General features: G+C 39.1%; 11 protein-coding genes and 1 tRNA gene. 10 read left to right on the top strand and 2 right to left on the bottom strand.

Features of this window, described 5'->3' with window-relative positions; genetic code table 11:
- Positions 1–210 precede the first annotated feature (210 nt).
- Positions 211–1,002: a response regulator transcription factor gene (locus H1R81_RS09860; protein WP_181840539.1), complete on the bottom strand. Its 792-nt coding sequence runs from the start codon at positions 1,000–1,002 to the stop codon at positions 211–213.
- 128 nt (positions 1,003–1,130) lie between these two features.
- Here H1R81_RS09860 and H1R81_RS09855 point away from each other — a divergent pair, with 128 nt between their 5' ends.
- The 8 genes from H1R81_RS09855 to H1R81_RS09820 all read left to right on the top strand — a co-directional run bounded on the left by H1R81_RS09855 (position 1,131) and on the right by H1R81_RS09820 (position 9,689).
- Positions 1,131–2,765 carry a glycosyltransferase family 39 protein gene (locus tag H1R81_RS09855; protein WP_181840538.1) on the top strand — a complete coding sequence of 545 codons (1,635 nt, stop codon included), beginning with the start codon at positions 1,131–1,133 and terminating at the stop codon, positions 2,763–2,765.
- Between the two features lie 11 nt (positions 2,766–2,776).
- On the top strand, positions 2,777–3,154 hold the full coding sequence (locus tag H1R81_RS09850) for a VOC family protein (protein ID WP_181840537.1): 378 nt from the start codon (positions 2,777–2,779) through the stop codon (positions 3,152–3,154).
- A gap of 81 nt (positions 3,155–3,235) precedes the next feature.
- Positions 3,236–4,009, top strand: coding sequence for a type III pantothenate kinase (locus tag H1R81_RS09845; RefSeq protein WP_181840536.1), 774 nt, complete (start codon positions 3,236–3,238; stop codon positions 4,007–4,009).
- Positions 4,010–4,011: 2 nt separating this feature from the next.
- Positions 4,012–4,884 carry a carboxylating nicotinate-nucleotide diphosphorylase gene (gene nadC / locus H1R81_RS09840; protein ID WP_229251089.1) on the top strand — a complete coding sequence of 291 codons (873 nt, stop codon included), beginning with the start codon at positions 4,012–4,014 and terminating at the stop codon, positions 4,882–4,884.
- A gap of 354 nt (positions 4,885–5,238) precedes the next feature.
- Positions 5,239–6,861: an FAD-dependent oxidoreductase gene (locus H1R81_RS09835; protein ID WP_229251112.1), complete on the top strand. Its 1,623-nt coding sequence runs from the start codon at positions 5,239–5,241 to the stop codon at positions 6,859–6,861.
- 43 nt (positions 6,862–6,904) lie between these two features.
- Positions 6,905–7,924, top strand: a complete 1,020-nt coding sequence (locus H1R81_RS09830) for a bestrophin family protein (RefSeq protein WP_181840534.1) — start codon at positions 6,905–6,907, stop codon at positions 7,922–7,924.
- 24 nt (positions 7,925–7,948) lie between these two features.
- Positions 7,949–9,532 (top strand): Na+/H+ antiporter, encoded by a 1,584-nt coding sequence (locus H1R81_RS09825; protein ID WP_181840533.1) that lies wholly within the window; start codon positions 7,949–7,951, stop codon positions 9,530–9,532.
- A gap of 83 nt (positions 9,533–9,615) precedes the next feature.
- Positions 9,616–9,689: transfer RNA gene (locus H1R81_RS09820), tRNA-Pro, on the top strand.
- A gap of 152 nt (positions 9,690–9,841) precedes the next feature.
- On the opposite strand, the gene H1R81_RS09815 is transcribed toward H1R81_RS09820, so the two are convergent.
- The gene (locus tag H1R81_RS09815; protein ID WP_181840532.1) at positions 9,842–10,909 is read right to left on the bottom strand and encodes a serine hydrolase; all 1,068 of its coding nucleotides are present in this window, start codon (positions 10,907–10,909) and stop codon (positions 9,842–9,844) included.
- Positions 10,910–11,133: 224 nt separating this feature from the next.
- Here H1R81_RS09815 and H1R81_RS09810 point away from each other — a divergent pair, with 224 nt between their 5' ends.
- Complete coding sequence (locus H1R81_RS09810) at positions 11,134–13,875, top strand: family 78 glycoside hydrolase catalytic domain (RefSeq protein WP_181840531.1); 2,742 nt, start codon at positions 11,134–11,136, stop codon at positions 13,873–13,875.
- A 196-nt stretch (positions 13,876–14,071) separates the two neighbouring features.
- On the top strand, positions 14,072–15,556 hold the full coding sequence (locus H1R81_RS09805; RefSeq protein WP_181840530.1) for a tetratricopeptide repeat protein: 1,485 nt from the start codon (positions 14,072–14,074) through the stop codon (positions 15,554–15,556).
- Positions 15,557–15,653: the final 97 nt, after the last annotated feature.

Below are 15,653 nucleotides of genomic sequence, written 5' to 3'. Positions count from 1 at the left end.
AGGCAAAGGGGGCAGAATCTGTCCCCCGATGAACCCAAAACAACTTTTGCTGTGACTAAAAAAGTGAGTTTTTTAGTTAAGTGTGCGATTTCTTAATAATTTGCGGATATAACAATAGTCATACTGACTATTGAGCCTCAATAAACTTTACAAATCGCTTATTACCAAGCACTTACTAAATATAAAAATATCTTATGAATTGAAATAATCTTAAACAATGCCTGTCATCTTGCATAAATGAATCAAAGCTGTAGTATCACGGGTACCGGTTCTGGCAAGCATATTCCTCCGATGATTATCTACTGTGTTTGGACTGATACCTAACACATCTGCAATTTGCTTTGTATTCAGGCCCTGATTAATATATTTCAGAACTTCTTTTTCTCTTTCAGATAAAATTTCCTGCTCTGCGGTCTTGTCTTCATTTGAATGATAGACAGAAATCTTCTTTTCCTCTCTTCCGAAAACCCCTCTTATCCAATAATCATCCCCTTTCATCAAATGAGTAATGTCCTGAATGGAAATAAAAACTAATAGTGGTTTTCCTTCTGCATCTAACTCCAAAGGCAAGGCGCTCAGATGCCATTTCATCGTTTCACCCGCTTTATTGTAGAATTTTATTCCCCAACAGTTCAGAAAATGTTCATATCTATAATGTTTATTAAGGTCTTCCAGTACCTTCTGTATCCAGGTAGAAAATACATTAATAAATGAAATATGATCAGGAGCTAATAGCGAAATAAAACCTAAAGTAATGTTTTCACCAAACTCTTTCCTGTTATAGCCCGTAAAGTTAGTAATATTTTTACTAATATTTACTATTTTACAATGTTTTATATCAAAAATTATTGTTAAATCTCCTTTATTTTGTTCAAATAAGCTAAAATAGCGTGTTTGAACAATGTGTTTTTCATAATCTATCTCAATCGGATCCGGATAATACTTATTTATTGTTTCTTGCAGCCTGACTAAATTGGTTTCTATTTCCTTCGACAATAGCATACGCTCTATAACATTTTGCGATTAAAGTATTTTTCTTTCATATAGCATTGTTTATGGTTGAGATGAATAAGCAATATCATCTTTTTGCTTTTTATGTTTACCTTTGGCAAAAAAATATCCTTCATTGAATGCGTATTCAAATTCAGCAAAAATATTACCCACTTATTGTCTTAGCTTCAGGAGTTGTTTTCTTTTTCCCATTTTTAGGGAATGTTCATTTATTCGACTGGGACGAAATCAATTTCGCTGAATCAGCCAGAGAAATGATACTTTCCGGAAATTACAGCAAGGTTCAGATTGATTATAAGCCTTTCTGGGAAAAGCCGCCGCTTTTCTTCTGGATGCAGGCAGGAGCAATGCAGTTATTGGGCATAAATGAGTTCGCAGCACGCTTCTCAAATGCCGTAATTGGTTGTATTACTCTTTGGGTTCTTTTTTTAATTGGCACTCGCATCAGGAATACCAGCTTTGGATTAATCTGGGCGCTTATCTATTTAGGTTCTTTTACTCCCCATTTATATTTTAAATCCGGCATTATAGATCCTACATTTAATCTGTTTATTTTTCTGGGGATTTACTTCTCCTATAGGGCTCAAACCATGCCAAAATATATCTGGTTATCCGGTATATTCATTGGCTTATCAATACTTACAAAAGGGCCGGTTGGCGGACTGATATGGGGATTGACAGCCATTTCGTACTGGATACTTTATAACAAATTTACTAAACTTTTTACATTTAAACAAATCCTGTTTTTTTCGGTAGCCTGTGTTGCTATTGCTTCTTTATGGTTTGCTAACGAATTGATGCACAATGGTTTCTGGTTTTTTCAGGAGTTTATCCAGTACCAGATACGCCTGTTCAGCACGCCTGATGCCGGACACGGTCAACCTTTTTATTACCATTTTGTTGTGGTATTACTGGGTTGTTTTCCGATGTCGATTTTTGGTATTCCGGCGCTGGCTTCGAGGCAGGAAAACTTTGGTAAATGGATGAAAATTACCTTTTGGGTAGTCATGATTCTGTTCAGTATTGTTACTACAAAAATCGTCCATTACTCCTCAATGGCCTATTTTCCGCTTTCGTTTATGGCGGCCAGCTTTTTATATGATTGGCTGAGTGGCAAAAAAAGGTGGAATAAATGGCTGACTTTTGGTCTGATTTTCATCGGTACAGTTTTTTCGCTTTTATTGATTGCCATACCTCTTGTCGGCATGAATACGGCAGAGATTATCCCTTATATAAAAGACTCGTTTGCTGCAAAGAACCTCAATGCAGTGGTGCATTGGAGTGGCTTTGAGATCTTAATAGGAATTACGTATTTCATAATACTACTGGTTTTAATTTTAAGAAAAAAAGATTCAAGTGAAAAAAAGTGGACGTTCATTGGTGGCATCACATTGGCAACGGCCATCTGTCTTTTTACCTTTGGTGCAGTGGTTGTTCCTAAGATAGAGCGGTACACGCAAGGAGCCGCCATTGATTTTTATGAATCCAAACGAGGGCAGAATGTCTATGTAAGTGTGATTGGTTTTAAAAGCTATGCACACTTGTTTTATTTTCAGAAACAACCTGATAGCGCGCCAGTCTCAACCAAGCAAATGACTCAGGAACAATTCAGTGAATGGCTACTGAATGGGCCGGTAGATAAACCTGTATTTTTTGTTACACGGACTGATAGATACGAAGCGTATAAGAACCACCCGAATCTGGAATTTATTGAAGAAAAGAATGGCTTTGTGTTTTTGAAACGGAAAAATTGACAAATATTCAGATGAACTTAAATCAGCTAACAATACCTGTAAGCAATATAGAGCAATCGATTGAGTTCTACGAAAAATTAGGGCTTAGATTGATTGTGAAAGATGTGCATTATGCCCGATTTGAATGTTTACAGGGAGATAGTACTTTCTCTATCCATCAGGCTGAGAATATACCTGCAGATACTGGAGTCTGGATTTATTTTGAGGTTGCCGATGTAGATGATAAAATCAGTGAATTGTTGAGAAAGGGTTTTGTGATAGAAGAATTGCCAATGGATAAACCCTGGCTTTGGCGTGAAGCCAGAATAAAAGATTTAGATAATCATCTGCTGATTATATTTCATGCCGGAGATAACCGGAAGAATCCGCCTTGGAGGATTAAAGAATAGTAATCCTATTAATTCTTACCAAAAGTCTTGAGAGATTGATAAGATTTTGCAAACTTTGGAATCCAAAATAAAATTTACCTCTTGAATAAATTATTAGTGATAGATGTTGGTAATACTGATGCGACTTTCGGAATTTTTGAAGATAAAACGCTGCTTCATCAATTCAGGATTAAGTCACTGAAAGACGAGAATTATGTCTTTTTTGAGTATCGTTTCCGACAATATTTCTTAGAAAACCGCCTGCGTTTTTCTGATATTACCAAGGTTGTTTTAAGTAGTGTTGTACCTCCCCTCACTCCTATCTTCAAGCTATTGGTCAACAATATGTTTGGTATTGAGCCTATTATTGTCAATGCCTACATTTTCCCATCTATTGAGATTTCGATTGATAATCCGAACGAAATCGGGAGTGATTTGGTGGCTAATGCGGTTGCTGCCTTTACCAAGTATAAGCGCAATTGTGTTATAGTTGACTTTGGCACCGCCTTGACCTTTACGACAATATCGGGCAAAGGCAAAGTATTAGGTGTTTCTATAGCCCCCGGCTTAAGAACGGCCGTTAAAGCCCTGTTTGCCAATACAGCCCAATTGCCTGATGTGCCGTTGGAGTTACCCAGTTCTATATTGGGCAAAAATACCGTACATGCTATTCAAGCTGGTATTTTATGGGGCTATGAGGGTTTGGTGAAGAATATGATTCAAAAAATACGAGCAGAGTTAAATGGCGATTGTATAGCTATTGCTACGGGTGGGCTTTCGTCAATTATTTCTACCCTGCATGGAGAGTTTGTAGAAGTAAACCGTGAACTGACTTTAGAAGGACTCAGAATTATAGGAGAGTCGCAAGCACAATAAAAATGCCCCTGAGGCTTATGAATATGGAGATAGATAAAAGAGCGATTAACAAGTTTATTAAAAATGCCCTGGCTGAAGATATTGGCGATGGAGACCATACTTCTTTATCAACTATTCCGGCTGATGCCATGGGCAAAGCAAGGCTTCTTGTAAAAGACAATGGTATATTGGCAGGTGTGGAGTTGGCTAAAATGATTTTTAAAGCCGTTGATAAGGATTTAAAAGTGAAGGCTTTGATTAAGGATGGGGCTCCCATTAAATTCGGAGATGTGGCCTTTTTTGTTGAGGGAAGAGACCAATCTATTCTAACAGCTGAACGTCTGGTACTTAATTGTATGCAACGGATGAGTGGTATAGCTACTACGACCAATCAGGTGGTAAAACTACTGGAGGGTACAAAAACCAAAGTATTAGATACCCGAAAAACCACGCCAGGCTTCAGGATGTTAGAAAAGTGGGGCGTGCAGATTGGTGGGGGCGTAAATCATCGTTTTGGTTTGTTTGATATGATTTTGATTAAAGATAATCATGTAGATTATGCCGGAGGCATCAAAAACGCTTTAGATGCGGCACATAATTATCTGAAAAATACGAATAGAAATCTGGATATTGAAATAGAAGTAAGAAACCTGTCAGAGTTGCAAGAGGTTTTGACAATAGGTGGTGTAGTTAGAATCATGGTTGATAATTTCAGTTATGCAGATATAAGGCAGGCTGTTAAAATGGTAGATGGCAGGTATCCTATTGAGGCATCGGGAGGCATCTCTCCTTCAAATGTGAGACAATATGCCGAATGCGGTGTTGATTATGTATCGTTGGGTTATCTTACACACTCAGCCAAAAGTTTAGATTTGAGTTTGAAGGCGGTGAAGTAAGAAAGGCAATTATATTTCAATATCTATAGATTGATTTTTTACAATTAAATCTTCTTCAAAATGCCTGATTGGGTAAAGACAGTGCAATGCCCAGTCTCTACGAATAGGTTCATTAGGACTCTATTATATTTAATCCAATAATTTCTGGACATTTATTTATAAAACCTTAAAAAAGCAGTTGTACTTTATGATAAAGTATAACTGCTTTTTTTAATAGACAAAGTATATGAATAATACCGGTTTTTCTGAAATTTCACAATTTATTTAATAAATTACCGACTTATTCACTATCCATCCATTTACAATTCAACCTCTATGAAAAAAATCTCACTCTTTATCTGGCTATTTGTAGTCATGATTATTTTTCCGGGCTATACTCCCTCTAAGACAAAAACTGCTAAAACTTATAAAGCTGATGTGATTATTTATGGAGGAACATCTTCTGCAGTAATTGCGGCTGTGCAGGTTAAAAAAATGGGAAAATCTGTTATTGTGGTATCTCCTGATACTCATTTGGGTGGACTTTCATCAGGTGGTTTGGGTTTTACTGATACGGGTAATAAAGAGGTAATTGGTGGTTTATCGCGTGAGTTTTATCAACGTTTATATACTCACTATCAAAAACCGGAATCATGGAACTGGCAGAGGAAAGAAGAATATGGCAATAAAGGTCAGGGAACTCCTGCCATTGATGGTAACAACCGCACTATGTGGATTTTTGAACCTCATGCAGCTGAACAAGTTTTTGAAGATTTTGCGAAAGAATATCAGCTTACTATTTATAGAAACGAATGGCTCGACCGCTCGAAAAAAGGAGTAACCAAACAAGGGACTGACATCCGCTCGTTCCGCACCCTGAGTGGGAACACCTATGAGGGGCAAATGTTTATTGATGCTACCTATGAAGGCGACCTAATGGCTGCGGCTGGAGTATCGTACCATGTTGGCCGGGAAGCGAATAGTGTGTATGGTGAAAAATGGAATGGGGTACAGACAGAAGTTTTTCAGCATGGGCATCATTTTAAGAGTAAGATAAGCCCTTATAAAATACCGAATGACCCGAAGAGCGGCTTGCTACCGGAAGTTTCAGCTGCCCCTCCTGGAGAATATGGTACGGGTGATAATAAAATACAGGCGTATTGTTTCAGGATGTGTTTGAGTAATAGTCCTGACAATCGGATTCCGTTTGAAAAACCGAAAGGCTACGACCCTGGCCGCTATGAATTACTGGCAAGAGTATTTGCTTCGGGTTGGCGTGAGACTTTTGATAAATATGACCCTATTCCGAATCGAAAGACTGATACTAATAATCATGGCCCTTTCAGCACTGATTATATCGGCAAAAATTATGATTATCCTGAAGCCAGCTATGAGCGTAGGAAACAGATTATTAAAGACCATGAATTATATCAGAAGGGCTTGATGTATTTTCTGCAAAATGACCCAAGCGTACCTGCCGATGTGCACGAAAAAATGCAACAATGGGGCTTACCTAAAGACGAGTTTAAAGACAATGGTGGCTGGCCACATCAGTTATACATTCGAGAAGCCAGACGCATGGTTGGCGAATTTATCATGAAAGAAGCTGATGCTTTGGGCAAAACAAAAGTACCTAATCCGGTAGGAATGGGTTCATACTCTTTAGATTCTCACAATATTCAGCGATATGTAAAGCAAGACGGTTATGTACAGAACGAAGGTGATATTGGAGTGCACCCCGACAAACCTTATTCTATTGCATACGGTTCAATTCTGCCTAAAGCCAATGAATGTACCAATCTTTTAGTTTCGGTTTGTGTATCGAGTTCACATATTGCCTATGGTTCTATTCGTATGGAGCCTGTGTTTATGATTTTGGGACAGTCGGCAGCAACAGCAGCAGTATTAGCGATTAATAAAAAAGTTACGCCTCAGTTGTTACCTTACGAAACTTTGCAAGTTGAATTATTGAAAGACAAACAACGGCTGGAATTTTAGTACTGGTACCACCTGAATACATACAAAACCCTGTTGTATCAAGATGATTGTAAGAAAAAACATTACGCTTAAAGGGCTATTTGAATTTGCCGGGCACCACCTCTGGTGGCTTAGCTCTTATATGCTTATCGTTTCGGTATTGTATAGAGTCTTAGAATGGCATTGGATTTCTATTCCCTGGCTGCCTGTATCACTAATCGGTACGGCTGTAGCATTTTATGTAGGATTTAAGAACAACCAATCGTATGACAGGGTGTGGGAAGCCCGTAAAATATGGGGAGCCATTGTAAACAGCAGCAGAAGCTGGGGTGCAATGGTAGATGCATTTGTCAGAAATAAAGAGTTACCAGAAGAAGAAATTAAACAAATTAAAACCCGGTTGATCTACCGGCATATTGCCTGGCTTTATCTTTTAAGAGAGCAGTTGCTGGTACCTACCCCCTGGGAACATGTAAGTTTGAATCATCTTTTCAGAAGAATAGCCGTCCGGCGGAGAGAAAATGGTGGTATAGGTCTGTTTAAAGACTATCTGACCGAAGAGCAGAAAGAAAAATACTTTGCTGAGGCCACGGAGTGGGAATATGCTACCAATAAAACCACACAAATTATACGTTTACAATCGCTTACATTGGCCGAACTGGAAGAAAAAGAATGCCTGCATATGCGTAAACAATTGGATATGCAGAAAGTACTGGGTGATTTTTACGACCATCAGGGCAGAGCAGAACGAATTAAAAGATTTCCATTACCACGACAATACGCCAATCTGAGTTTTATTTTTAACTGTATATTCATTTTTTTGTTACCCCTGGGCATTGTGGCCGAATTTGCCAAACATGGCTCGGCTGGTGTCTGGTTAATGATTCCCTTTGGCACATTAGTCGGCTGGATTTATATAGTAATGGAGCTGATAGGCGATTATTCCGAAAATCCCTTTGAGGGTTTCGGAACAGATGTGCCAATGCTCTCTATTTGCCGTACAATAGAGATTGATTTATTACAGATGTTAGGAGAAACTAAACTCCCTAAACCTATACAGGCGGTAAATGATGTGCTGATGTAAATCTGATATATAACCTTTTTTTTAATGCATAGTATTTTACCCTTTTTACTGGCTATGGTAGCCGCAGTGGTTCTGCTCGAAATGTGGGCCACTAAATTAAAAATTGCGTACCCTATATTACTGGTAGTAGCCGGACTACTGGTTAGTTTTATTCCTGGTCTGCCTGTGGTAAAAATCAATCCTGACCTCATTTTTTTTATTTTTCTACCGCCATTACTTTTTGAAGCTGCATGGACAATCTCTTTCAAGGAGATGAAAAAATGGTGGCGTATCATTGGCAGTTTTGCTTTTCTGGTCGTATTTTTTACCGCACTTTCGGTGGCGTTGATTACCAGTCATTATATTCCGACTTTTACACTTGCTTTGGGTTTTCTACTGGGTGGTATTGTGTCACCACCTGATGCCGTAAGCACAGGCGCCATTACGAAATTTGTAAAGATACCAAAGTCTATAGCGGCCATTTTAGAAGGGGAAAGCCTATTGAATGATGCTTCTTCGCTGATTATATTCCGCTTTGCCATGATAGCTGTGGGTACTGGCCATTTTGTGTGGCAAGAGGCCACGCTGAGCTTTTTATGGATGGTAATTGGCGGGGCAGGTATTGGTTTATTGGTGGGTTGGGTATTTGTGCAGGCACATAAATTACTGCCTACCGATGCCTCGTCAGATGTTGCACTTACATTGATTGAGCCTTATTTTATGTACTGGATAGCAGAGCAGTTGCATGCCTCGGGTGTGCTGGCAGTAGTTAGTGGTGGTTTATTTATGTCTGCAAGAAGATTAGTCTTTTTAAACAGTGCCAGCCGGATTCAGGGATATAGTGTCTGGGAAAGTTTCATATTCATTCTCAATGGTATTGTCTTTCTGATTATTGGTCTTGGGCTTCCGGAAATTGTAAGTGGTCTGCACGCGGAAGGCATACCTTTAAGTACTGCTATCGGGTATAGTTTATTAGTAACTGTAACTTTGATTGCAGCCCGTATCATTAGTTCTTATGCTGCTATGATAGCTACGCTTATTTTCCGACCGAGCGTGGCCCCTCGGGCCTCTTCGCCAAAAATGCGTTTTATCATGCCACTTTTACTCGGTTGGACCGGGATGCGTGGTGTGGTATCTCTGGCTGCGGCATTGGCCATACCTGTTACCTTAGTTAATGGTATGGCCTTCCCACACAGAAACCTGATATTGTTCATCACCTTTGTGGTGATATTGCTCACACTTGTGGTGCAAGGGCTTACCCTTCCTTATTTTATTAAACGTACCTGGGGTTTAAACGAAGTATTTAAAACAGAATCAGAGGAAGAAACCAGAAGAAAAATGAAGCAAGGATTGAAACAACATGTGTATGAATTTCTTAAAAATAAATATGACAATGAGCTGAACGGCCATGCTGGCATGGAGAAATTTCTGAAACATTGGGAAGAAAGAACCAAGGCCTCGGACGATAGCTGGATGAATGAAAAAACAAAAGTTATTTTTGTGGAATTGCTTGAAATACAGCGTCAGTATCTTACTGAATTGAACAAAGACCCAAAGATAGATGAGGAAATAATCCGTCAGCAATTGTATCAACTGGATCTGGAAGAAGAGCGACTGAGAATTATTTAAGGTATAATTTTGCTATTTGATTGTTGGAGAGCAACCAGTTTTAACTTATTTTTGCAAGGTTCTTGATTGTATAAGGACCGTTTCGGGATGTAGCACAGCTTGGTAGTGTGCACGTCTGGGGGGCGTGAGGTCGCAGGTTCAAATCCTGTCATCCCGACTATTTTTAATCCTCCTGGATTTATTCCAGGAGGATTTTTTCATTAAAAGTTTGGAGGGGTTAGTTGGAATCTGGCCACCCCCAATTATTTTATTTATTGGAGTTTATTCTGGTAAGGGTTTATCTAAAAAGAACCTATCCTTACGTATTTCTTATTTAAACAACAGCTCTTCAAATCTTTTTGAAAGTATATCTAAATTAACCCAGCCGAAGTTTGTCAGGATAATAATGGTATATTTTTGTTTGGGGTAATAATCATTGGTGGCATGCCAGCCAGAACTATCTCCGGCATGACCAATGCTTTCGTAGCCTTTTTTATTATTTATAATCCACATATAACCAAAATATGAGTTTTCCCATTGAGATGTATATCGGGTTGTCATTTGCTTCAGATAATACTCACTAAGCAGGTGTTTTGAAAATATCGCCTTATCAAATTTATATATATCCATCACTGTACTCCACACACCACCTGCTGAGAGTGGCACAAACCCATAATCATAGTTATATGCTCTCTTTTCTACTTCGTCGTTATCAGTTTTTTTATAGCCAACTGCATATTGTCTTTGGCTATCATCTAATTGCCAGTAAGCTGTAAAAGTGGTATTCGTCAAACCTAAAGGCTCAATAAAAGTTTCTCTGATATATTGCGGAAAACTCTTTCCGGTAATTTTCTCAACCACTGCGCCTAATACAATGCAATTGCCTGTTGAATAAATACAGCTATCGCCCGGATTATAAACCAAAGGCATCTGGCGTATAAACGGTAACATATCTGTGCAATTCTTTATGTTTTTATAGCTAAAGTCTTTGGCATTAAAAAAATCATCTACGCCGGCTGAATGAGTAAGTAACTGATGGATTGTCATTTTATTGCCTTTCGGAATGCCTGCAATATATTGGTTTATCTTATCGGTGAATTTTAATTTTCCTTGTTGCGCAAGATAAGTAATAGCAGTTCCGGTAAAAACTTTTGAAGCTGAAGATAAAGTGAAGCGGGTATCAGGCGTGTTGTTAATCTTATTTTCTCTATCTGCATACCCGTAGCCTTTGACAAGCAGAATTTTCGAATTATCAGCAATTAAAATAGTGCCCGAGAAAATATCCTGTTTTGTCATTTCGGTAAGGATGCTGTCTATTTGTGCAATACCTTTTGATTGTGCATAAGATAGTAATGTTTTAAAGATTAGAATTAATGATATGATTATTGTCTTTTTCATTATGCCATTTTCTGAACGATTTCACAAATGTATTCTAAATAGATCAGAAGCATTTTCGCTAAACTCCTAAAAAATGTTAAATTAAGAATCATGGTCTACATAAAAGGCTTATTATACAATTCTTACTCTTTATAGTTTCATTTACCAAAAAATAGCTATTTTTATAATGAGATCTTTCAACCTCATTAAAGAAAGCAAGCTTACAAAACTTGCTAACACCATTCATGAAATACCTACTTTGTCTTTTTCTGCTTTTGTCAGCAGAGTTAGTATTTGCACAGCTTGACGTGCAAAACCTTACCTGCGAATACATGGAAAATCCATCTGTTGTTGACGCACTCAACCCGCGACTCTCCTGGCTTAATATGGCAAAGCCCAACGAGAGAGGGCAAATTCAAACGGCATATCAGATAAGAGTGGCTTCTGATATTGCATTATTACAAAAACCTGACTTATGGGATACGGGCAAGATAATGAATGAGACTGCACACTCCATCAGGTATGGTGGCAAAAATTTATTATCCCGTATGACCTGCTACTGGCAGGTACGTGTATGGGATAAAAACGGCAAGCCATCAGCCTGGAGCAAGATAGCTAAATGGCATATGGGACTACTAAACCCTGCTGACTGGAAAGCTGAATGGATTGGCGCGCCATGGCAAAACGAAGAAGCTATCCCTAAACCTAAAGGCGGGCCAGACCAGCGAACACAAATATTGCCGCCACCTGCCCCACTTTTGCGCAAAGTTTTTAAGACTTCCAAGAAAATCAAAAGCGCTGTTGTTTATACTACAGGCTTGGGTTATTTTGAATTTTATGTAAACGGGCAAAAAGCCTCTGACGATTATTTGGTACCGAATCAGACAAACTACGGCAAACGCCCACAACTGCCCGATGCGTATATTTCATTACCTGATGAATTTAAAGATTATCGGGTTATGTATCTGGCATATGATATTACCAGTAAATTGCAAACAGGCCATAATGTAATCGGGGCTATTTTAGGTAATGGTTTCTATAATGCCCCTAAGTTCTGGACGGCCTCTTATGGCTCACCCCGGTTCATTGCTCAATTGCATATTGTTTATGATGATAATACCGAAGAGGTTGTGGTATCAGACAAAAGCTGGAAAGTCGCTAAATCGGCTATTATTTCAGATTTAGTCTATGATGGCGAAATCTACGATGCCCGACAGGAACAACCAGACTGGTGCAAAGTCGGGTTTAACGATAGCCAATGGGAAAATGTCATTAATCGTGCCACTCCTTTTGGAAAGATGTCTGCCCACACGGCTCCTACCGATAAAATCACAAAAGTGTATAAACCCACTAAAATTGAGAAATTGTCCAATGGCAATTATAAAGTCTCTTTCCCCGAAGAGATTTCTGGTTGGGTACGCTTAAAAAATGTATCTGCTCCGGCAGGGCATACTATCAAAATCACCTTTAATGCCAATCTATATTCAGGCGAAAATACTTATACTTTCAATGGCAAGCCTAATGCTACCTATGCGCCACGTTTCAACTGGTTTGTATTCAGTGGTGTAGAAATAAGCAACTGGAAAGGTGAGTTAAGGCCCGAAAATATACAGGCAGAAGCCGTAAACACAGCCGTAAAGGAATCAGCCATATTCGAGACCTCTAATAAACTTTTCAATCAGATTAACCATATCTGGAAACGCTCACAATTAGATAATATGCACGGGGGCATTGCGTCTGACTGCCCTCATCGGGAGCGTTCGGGTTATACAGGAGATGCTCAAGTGGCTTGCCATACGGTGATGCATAATTTTGAAGTAAAGGCCTTTTACAAAAAATGGATTCGGGATATGATGGATGCTCAGATTCCGGCAACGGGTTATATTCCTAACGGTGCACCCTGGCAACCCGGTTGCGGGGGTGGTGTAGCTTGGGGTGCTGCTATCAGTATTATACCCTATGAATTTTACAGACAATATAATGATATTGATATATTAGCAGAAAACTATGCAGGTATGACAGGTTATATTAAATATATGCAAACCTGGGTGAACGAAAAGGGGATCATGCACTCCAAACGTACCGGGCATGATGGGAAGCCTCTACAATGGTGGAATCTGGGCGAATGGGCAGGTGTAGAAGGCAAACTCCCGCCTGATGAACTGGTGCATACTTTTTATTTATGGTATTGCGCTGATATTACAGCGAAAGTAGCCGCTATATTGAATATACCCCAGGAGGTCATATTCTATCAGTCAATAGCTGATAAGACCCGTGAGGCCTTTTTATCTACCTTCTATGATCCACAGCAGGGTACTTTTGGCAGGTATGGAGCAAATATATTTGCATTGAAAATGGGGGTAAATAAAGACCAGTACCCTAAAGTGATGGAAGCCTTGAAAAAGGATATTGCAGCAGCAGACGGGCATCTGGATACGGGTATATTCGGTACGCGCTTTTTCTTTGAAGTGCTGGCAGATAATGGTCTGAATGACCTCGCCTATAATGCCATGAACAAAACTACTGCCCCTGGTTTTGGTAGCTGGATAAGCCTCGGAAGCACTACCACGCGTGAACAATGGAATAATTCGGGTTCGCATAATCACCCGATGTTCGGGGGTGCTTTGAGCTGGTTCTATACTCGTTTGGCAGGTATGCAGACATCTGACAGCAAAACAGGTTATCAGGAAATTATCTTTAAACCTATGCCCGTTCCAGATATTACCTCAGCAAAATATTTTAATGAAACCATGCAAGGCGTAGCAGGAATCGGTTGGAAAAAGCTATCAAATACCTTTGAGATGAACGTAAAAGTACCTGTGGGTAGTACTGCTATTGTGTATATCCCGGCCGCTACCGACCAGAAAATTACAGAAAGTAATCGGGGGCTCACTAACAGGAAAGATTTTGAGACCTTGAAATATGAAACAGGGCACTGGATAGTAAAAGTGGGAAGCGGGGATTACAACTTTAAGGTATTCAAGTAAATAAATATTATTTTCGTAAAAGCTGACTCTGACTTCAGAATCAGCTTTTGCAGTTTATATTTTGTCTCATTTATTGATTAAACACCTATATTTTGTATCTTTAACCTTTGTATTATTTTTCTAATCCTCATTAAATTTTGTCTGTCAGGAAAAACCTAATCCATGCCATATAAGGCATCAATGCTTACTTTTGTTTATGCGTTATTCTTACTATTTCCTTCCTTTTTTCTTGTTCATTTCCGGGCTCGAAACTTCTTTTGCACAAGCTGGGTCACAGGATTCTATCAAATATTTTCAGGAGCGGTTGGCCGTTCAGACTACCCCTGAAGAGCGGGCTCCGATTCTGGCAAAATTAGCCTGGTTTTATAGTGAAACAGGTGAATTTGAAAAGTCTATGAAAGCTGCCACAGAGGCTATTCCGATTCTCGAAAAAACTAAAAACTACGAGCGGTTGGCCAGAGTTTATGTTTCGCTTGCACAGGTTTTTCAGTATCAGAATGATTTTGCCAAAACGCTCTACTATACCGAAAAAGCACTCCAGACAATCCGGTTAACCAATGATAAGCCACATATAGTTACTGCTACTATGAATTATGCAGTAAGTTTAAGTGATTATAAGAGGTTTGACGAATCGCTCAAGGTATTCGATGATGCCTTGAAAATGGCTATCGAAATAAAAGATACTACTAATATTACCAATATCTACCTGAACTTAGCCAGTGCCTATTATGATCACGGAGATTATAATAAAATACGTCAACCTGTCAATGCAGGTCTTATATTAGCCTATAAAACCAAATCTGACGATGCCATTTTAAGAGGTGAGGCTATTTTAGGAGCAGCGTTACTTGGGGAAAAGAAATTTGCAGAAGCCGACGAGCACTTCAAAAAGGCGGAATCGCTATTACCTGAAATAAATTCACCTTATTATGACAGGCAAATGGCTTTTATCCGTACAGAATGGGCAGCCTTGCAGGGGAATTATAAAGAGGCCTTCAATTATCAGAAAAAATTCTATGAGACAGATACTTTAATGGCTAACAAAGAAAACAGGCAAAAAGTGGCACAGTTGGAAACACAACTGCGCATGAACGAAAAAGAACTTGAAAATGTGAATCTGCAAAACAAACTGGCTCAGCAAAAGTGGCTTTTCATAAGTGGTGCAGTGGTTTTAGGTCTTTTAGTAGCCTTATTCTATTTACAAAGAAAAAGCCTTGCGCAGAAACATGACTTATTGCAGGCACAACATAAACTTTCGGCTGCTGAACTTTCTTTGGTACAAAGCCAGTTAGAATCCTTTGCAGATACAGTCAGTGAGAAGAACCAATTGATTAATAAGTTTGAAAATGAGCTCAAGGACCTGAAACTTAAAGATACCGCTTCGACCCACACCCTACTCGACCAGATCAATCAGGCACGGATTCTTACTGATGAGCAATGGCAGGATTTCAGATTAAAGTTTGAAAAACTTCATCCACAATTTATCACCCGTCTGCATCAGCAAAATCCTAACCTGACAGATACAGAAACGCAGATGGCTTGCATGATTCGCCTGAATTTCACCAATACTCAGGTGGCAGGAATGTTGGGAATCTCAAATGAGAGTGTAACAAAAAACAGGTATCGTCTAAGAAAAAAAATCGAGCAGAGCGATTTAAACTCCTATCTATCAACTATTTAGTTGATTGTCCATATTTTGTCCATATACGTTTTTTCTCATTTTGTTTATTCGGGTGTAAGTTTGAACCAGAATTTCGATTGAGCCCTCATTCAATCCT

The organism is Emticicia sp. BO119 (assembly GCF_013912375.1).
In the GTDB taxonomy this organism is placed as follows: domain Bacteria; phylum Bacteroidota; class Bacteroidia; order Cytophagales; family Spirosomataceae; genus Emticicia.
The sequence above is the reverse complement of the archived record's forward strand: the minus strand, read 5'-3'. Positions and strand labels throughout refer to the sequence as shown.

Coding starts and splice junctions, on each gene's coding strand:
- nadC (WP_229251089.1), top strand. CDS start 4,012: ATGCCCCTGAGGCTTATGAATATGGAGATAGATAAAAGAGCGATTAAC.
- H1R81_RS09835 (WP_229251112.1), top strand. CDS start 5,239: ATGATTATTTTTCCGGGCTATACTCCCTCTAAGACAAAAACTGCTAAA.
- H1R81_RS09850 (WP_181840537.1), top strand. CDS start 2,777: ATGAACTTAAATCAGCTAACAATACCTGTAAGCAATATAGAGCAATCG.
- H1R81_RS09825 (WP_181840533.1), top strand. CDS start 7,949: ATGCATAGTATTTTACCCTTTTTACTGGCTATGGTAGCCGCAGTGGTT.
- H1R81_RS09860 (WP_181840539.1), bottom strand. CDS start 1,002: ATGCTATTGTCGAAGGAAATAGAAACCAATTTAGTCAGGCTGCAAGAA.
- H1R81_RS09810 (WP_181840531.1), top strand. CDS start 11,134: ATGAAATACCTACTTTGTCTTTTTCTGCTTTTGTCAGCAGAGTTAGTA.
- H1R81_RS09855 (WP_181840538.1), top strand. CDS start 1,131: ATGCGTATTCAAATTCAGCAAAAATATTACCCACTTATTGTCTTAGCT.
- H1R81_RS09805 (WP_181840530.1), top strand. CDS start 14,072: ATGCGTTATTCTTACTATTTCCTTCCTTTTTTCTTGTTCATTTCCGGG.
- H1R81_RS09815 (WP_181840532.1), bottom strand. CDS start 10,909: ATGAAAAAGACAATAATCATATCATTAATTCTAATCTTTAAAACATTA.
- H1R81_RS09830 (WP_181840534.1), top strand. CDS start 6,905: ATGATTGTAAGAAAAAACATTACGCTTAAAGGGCTATTTGAATTTGCC.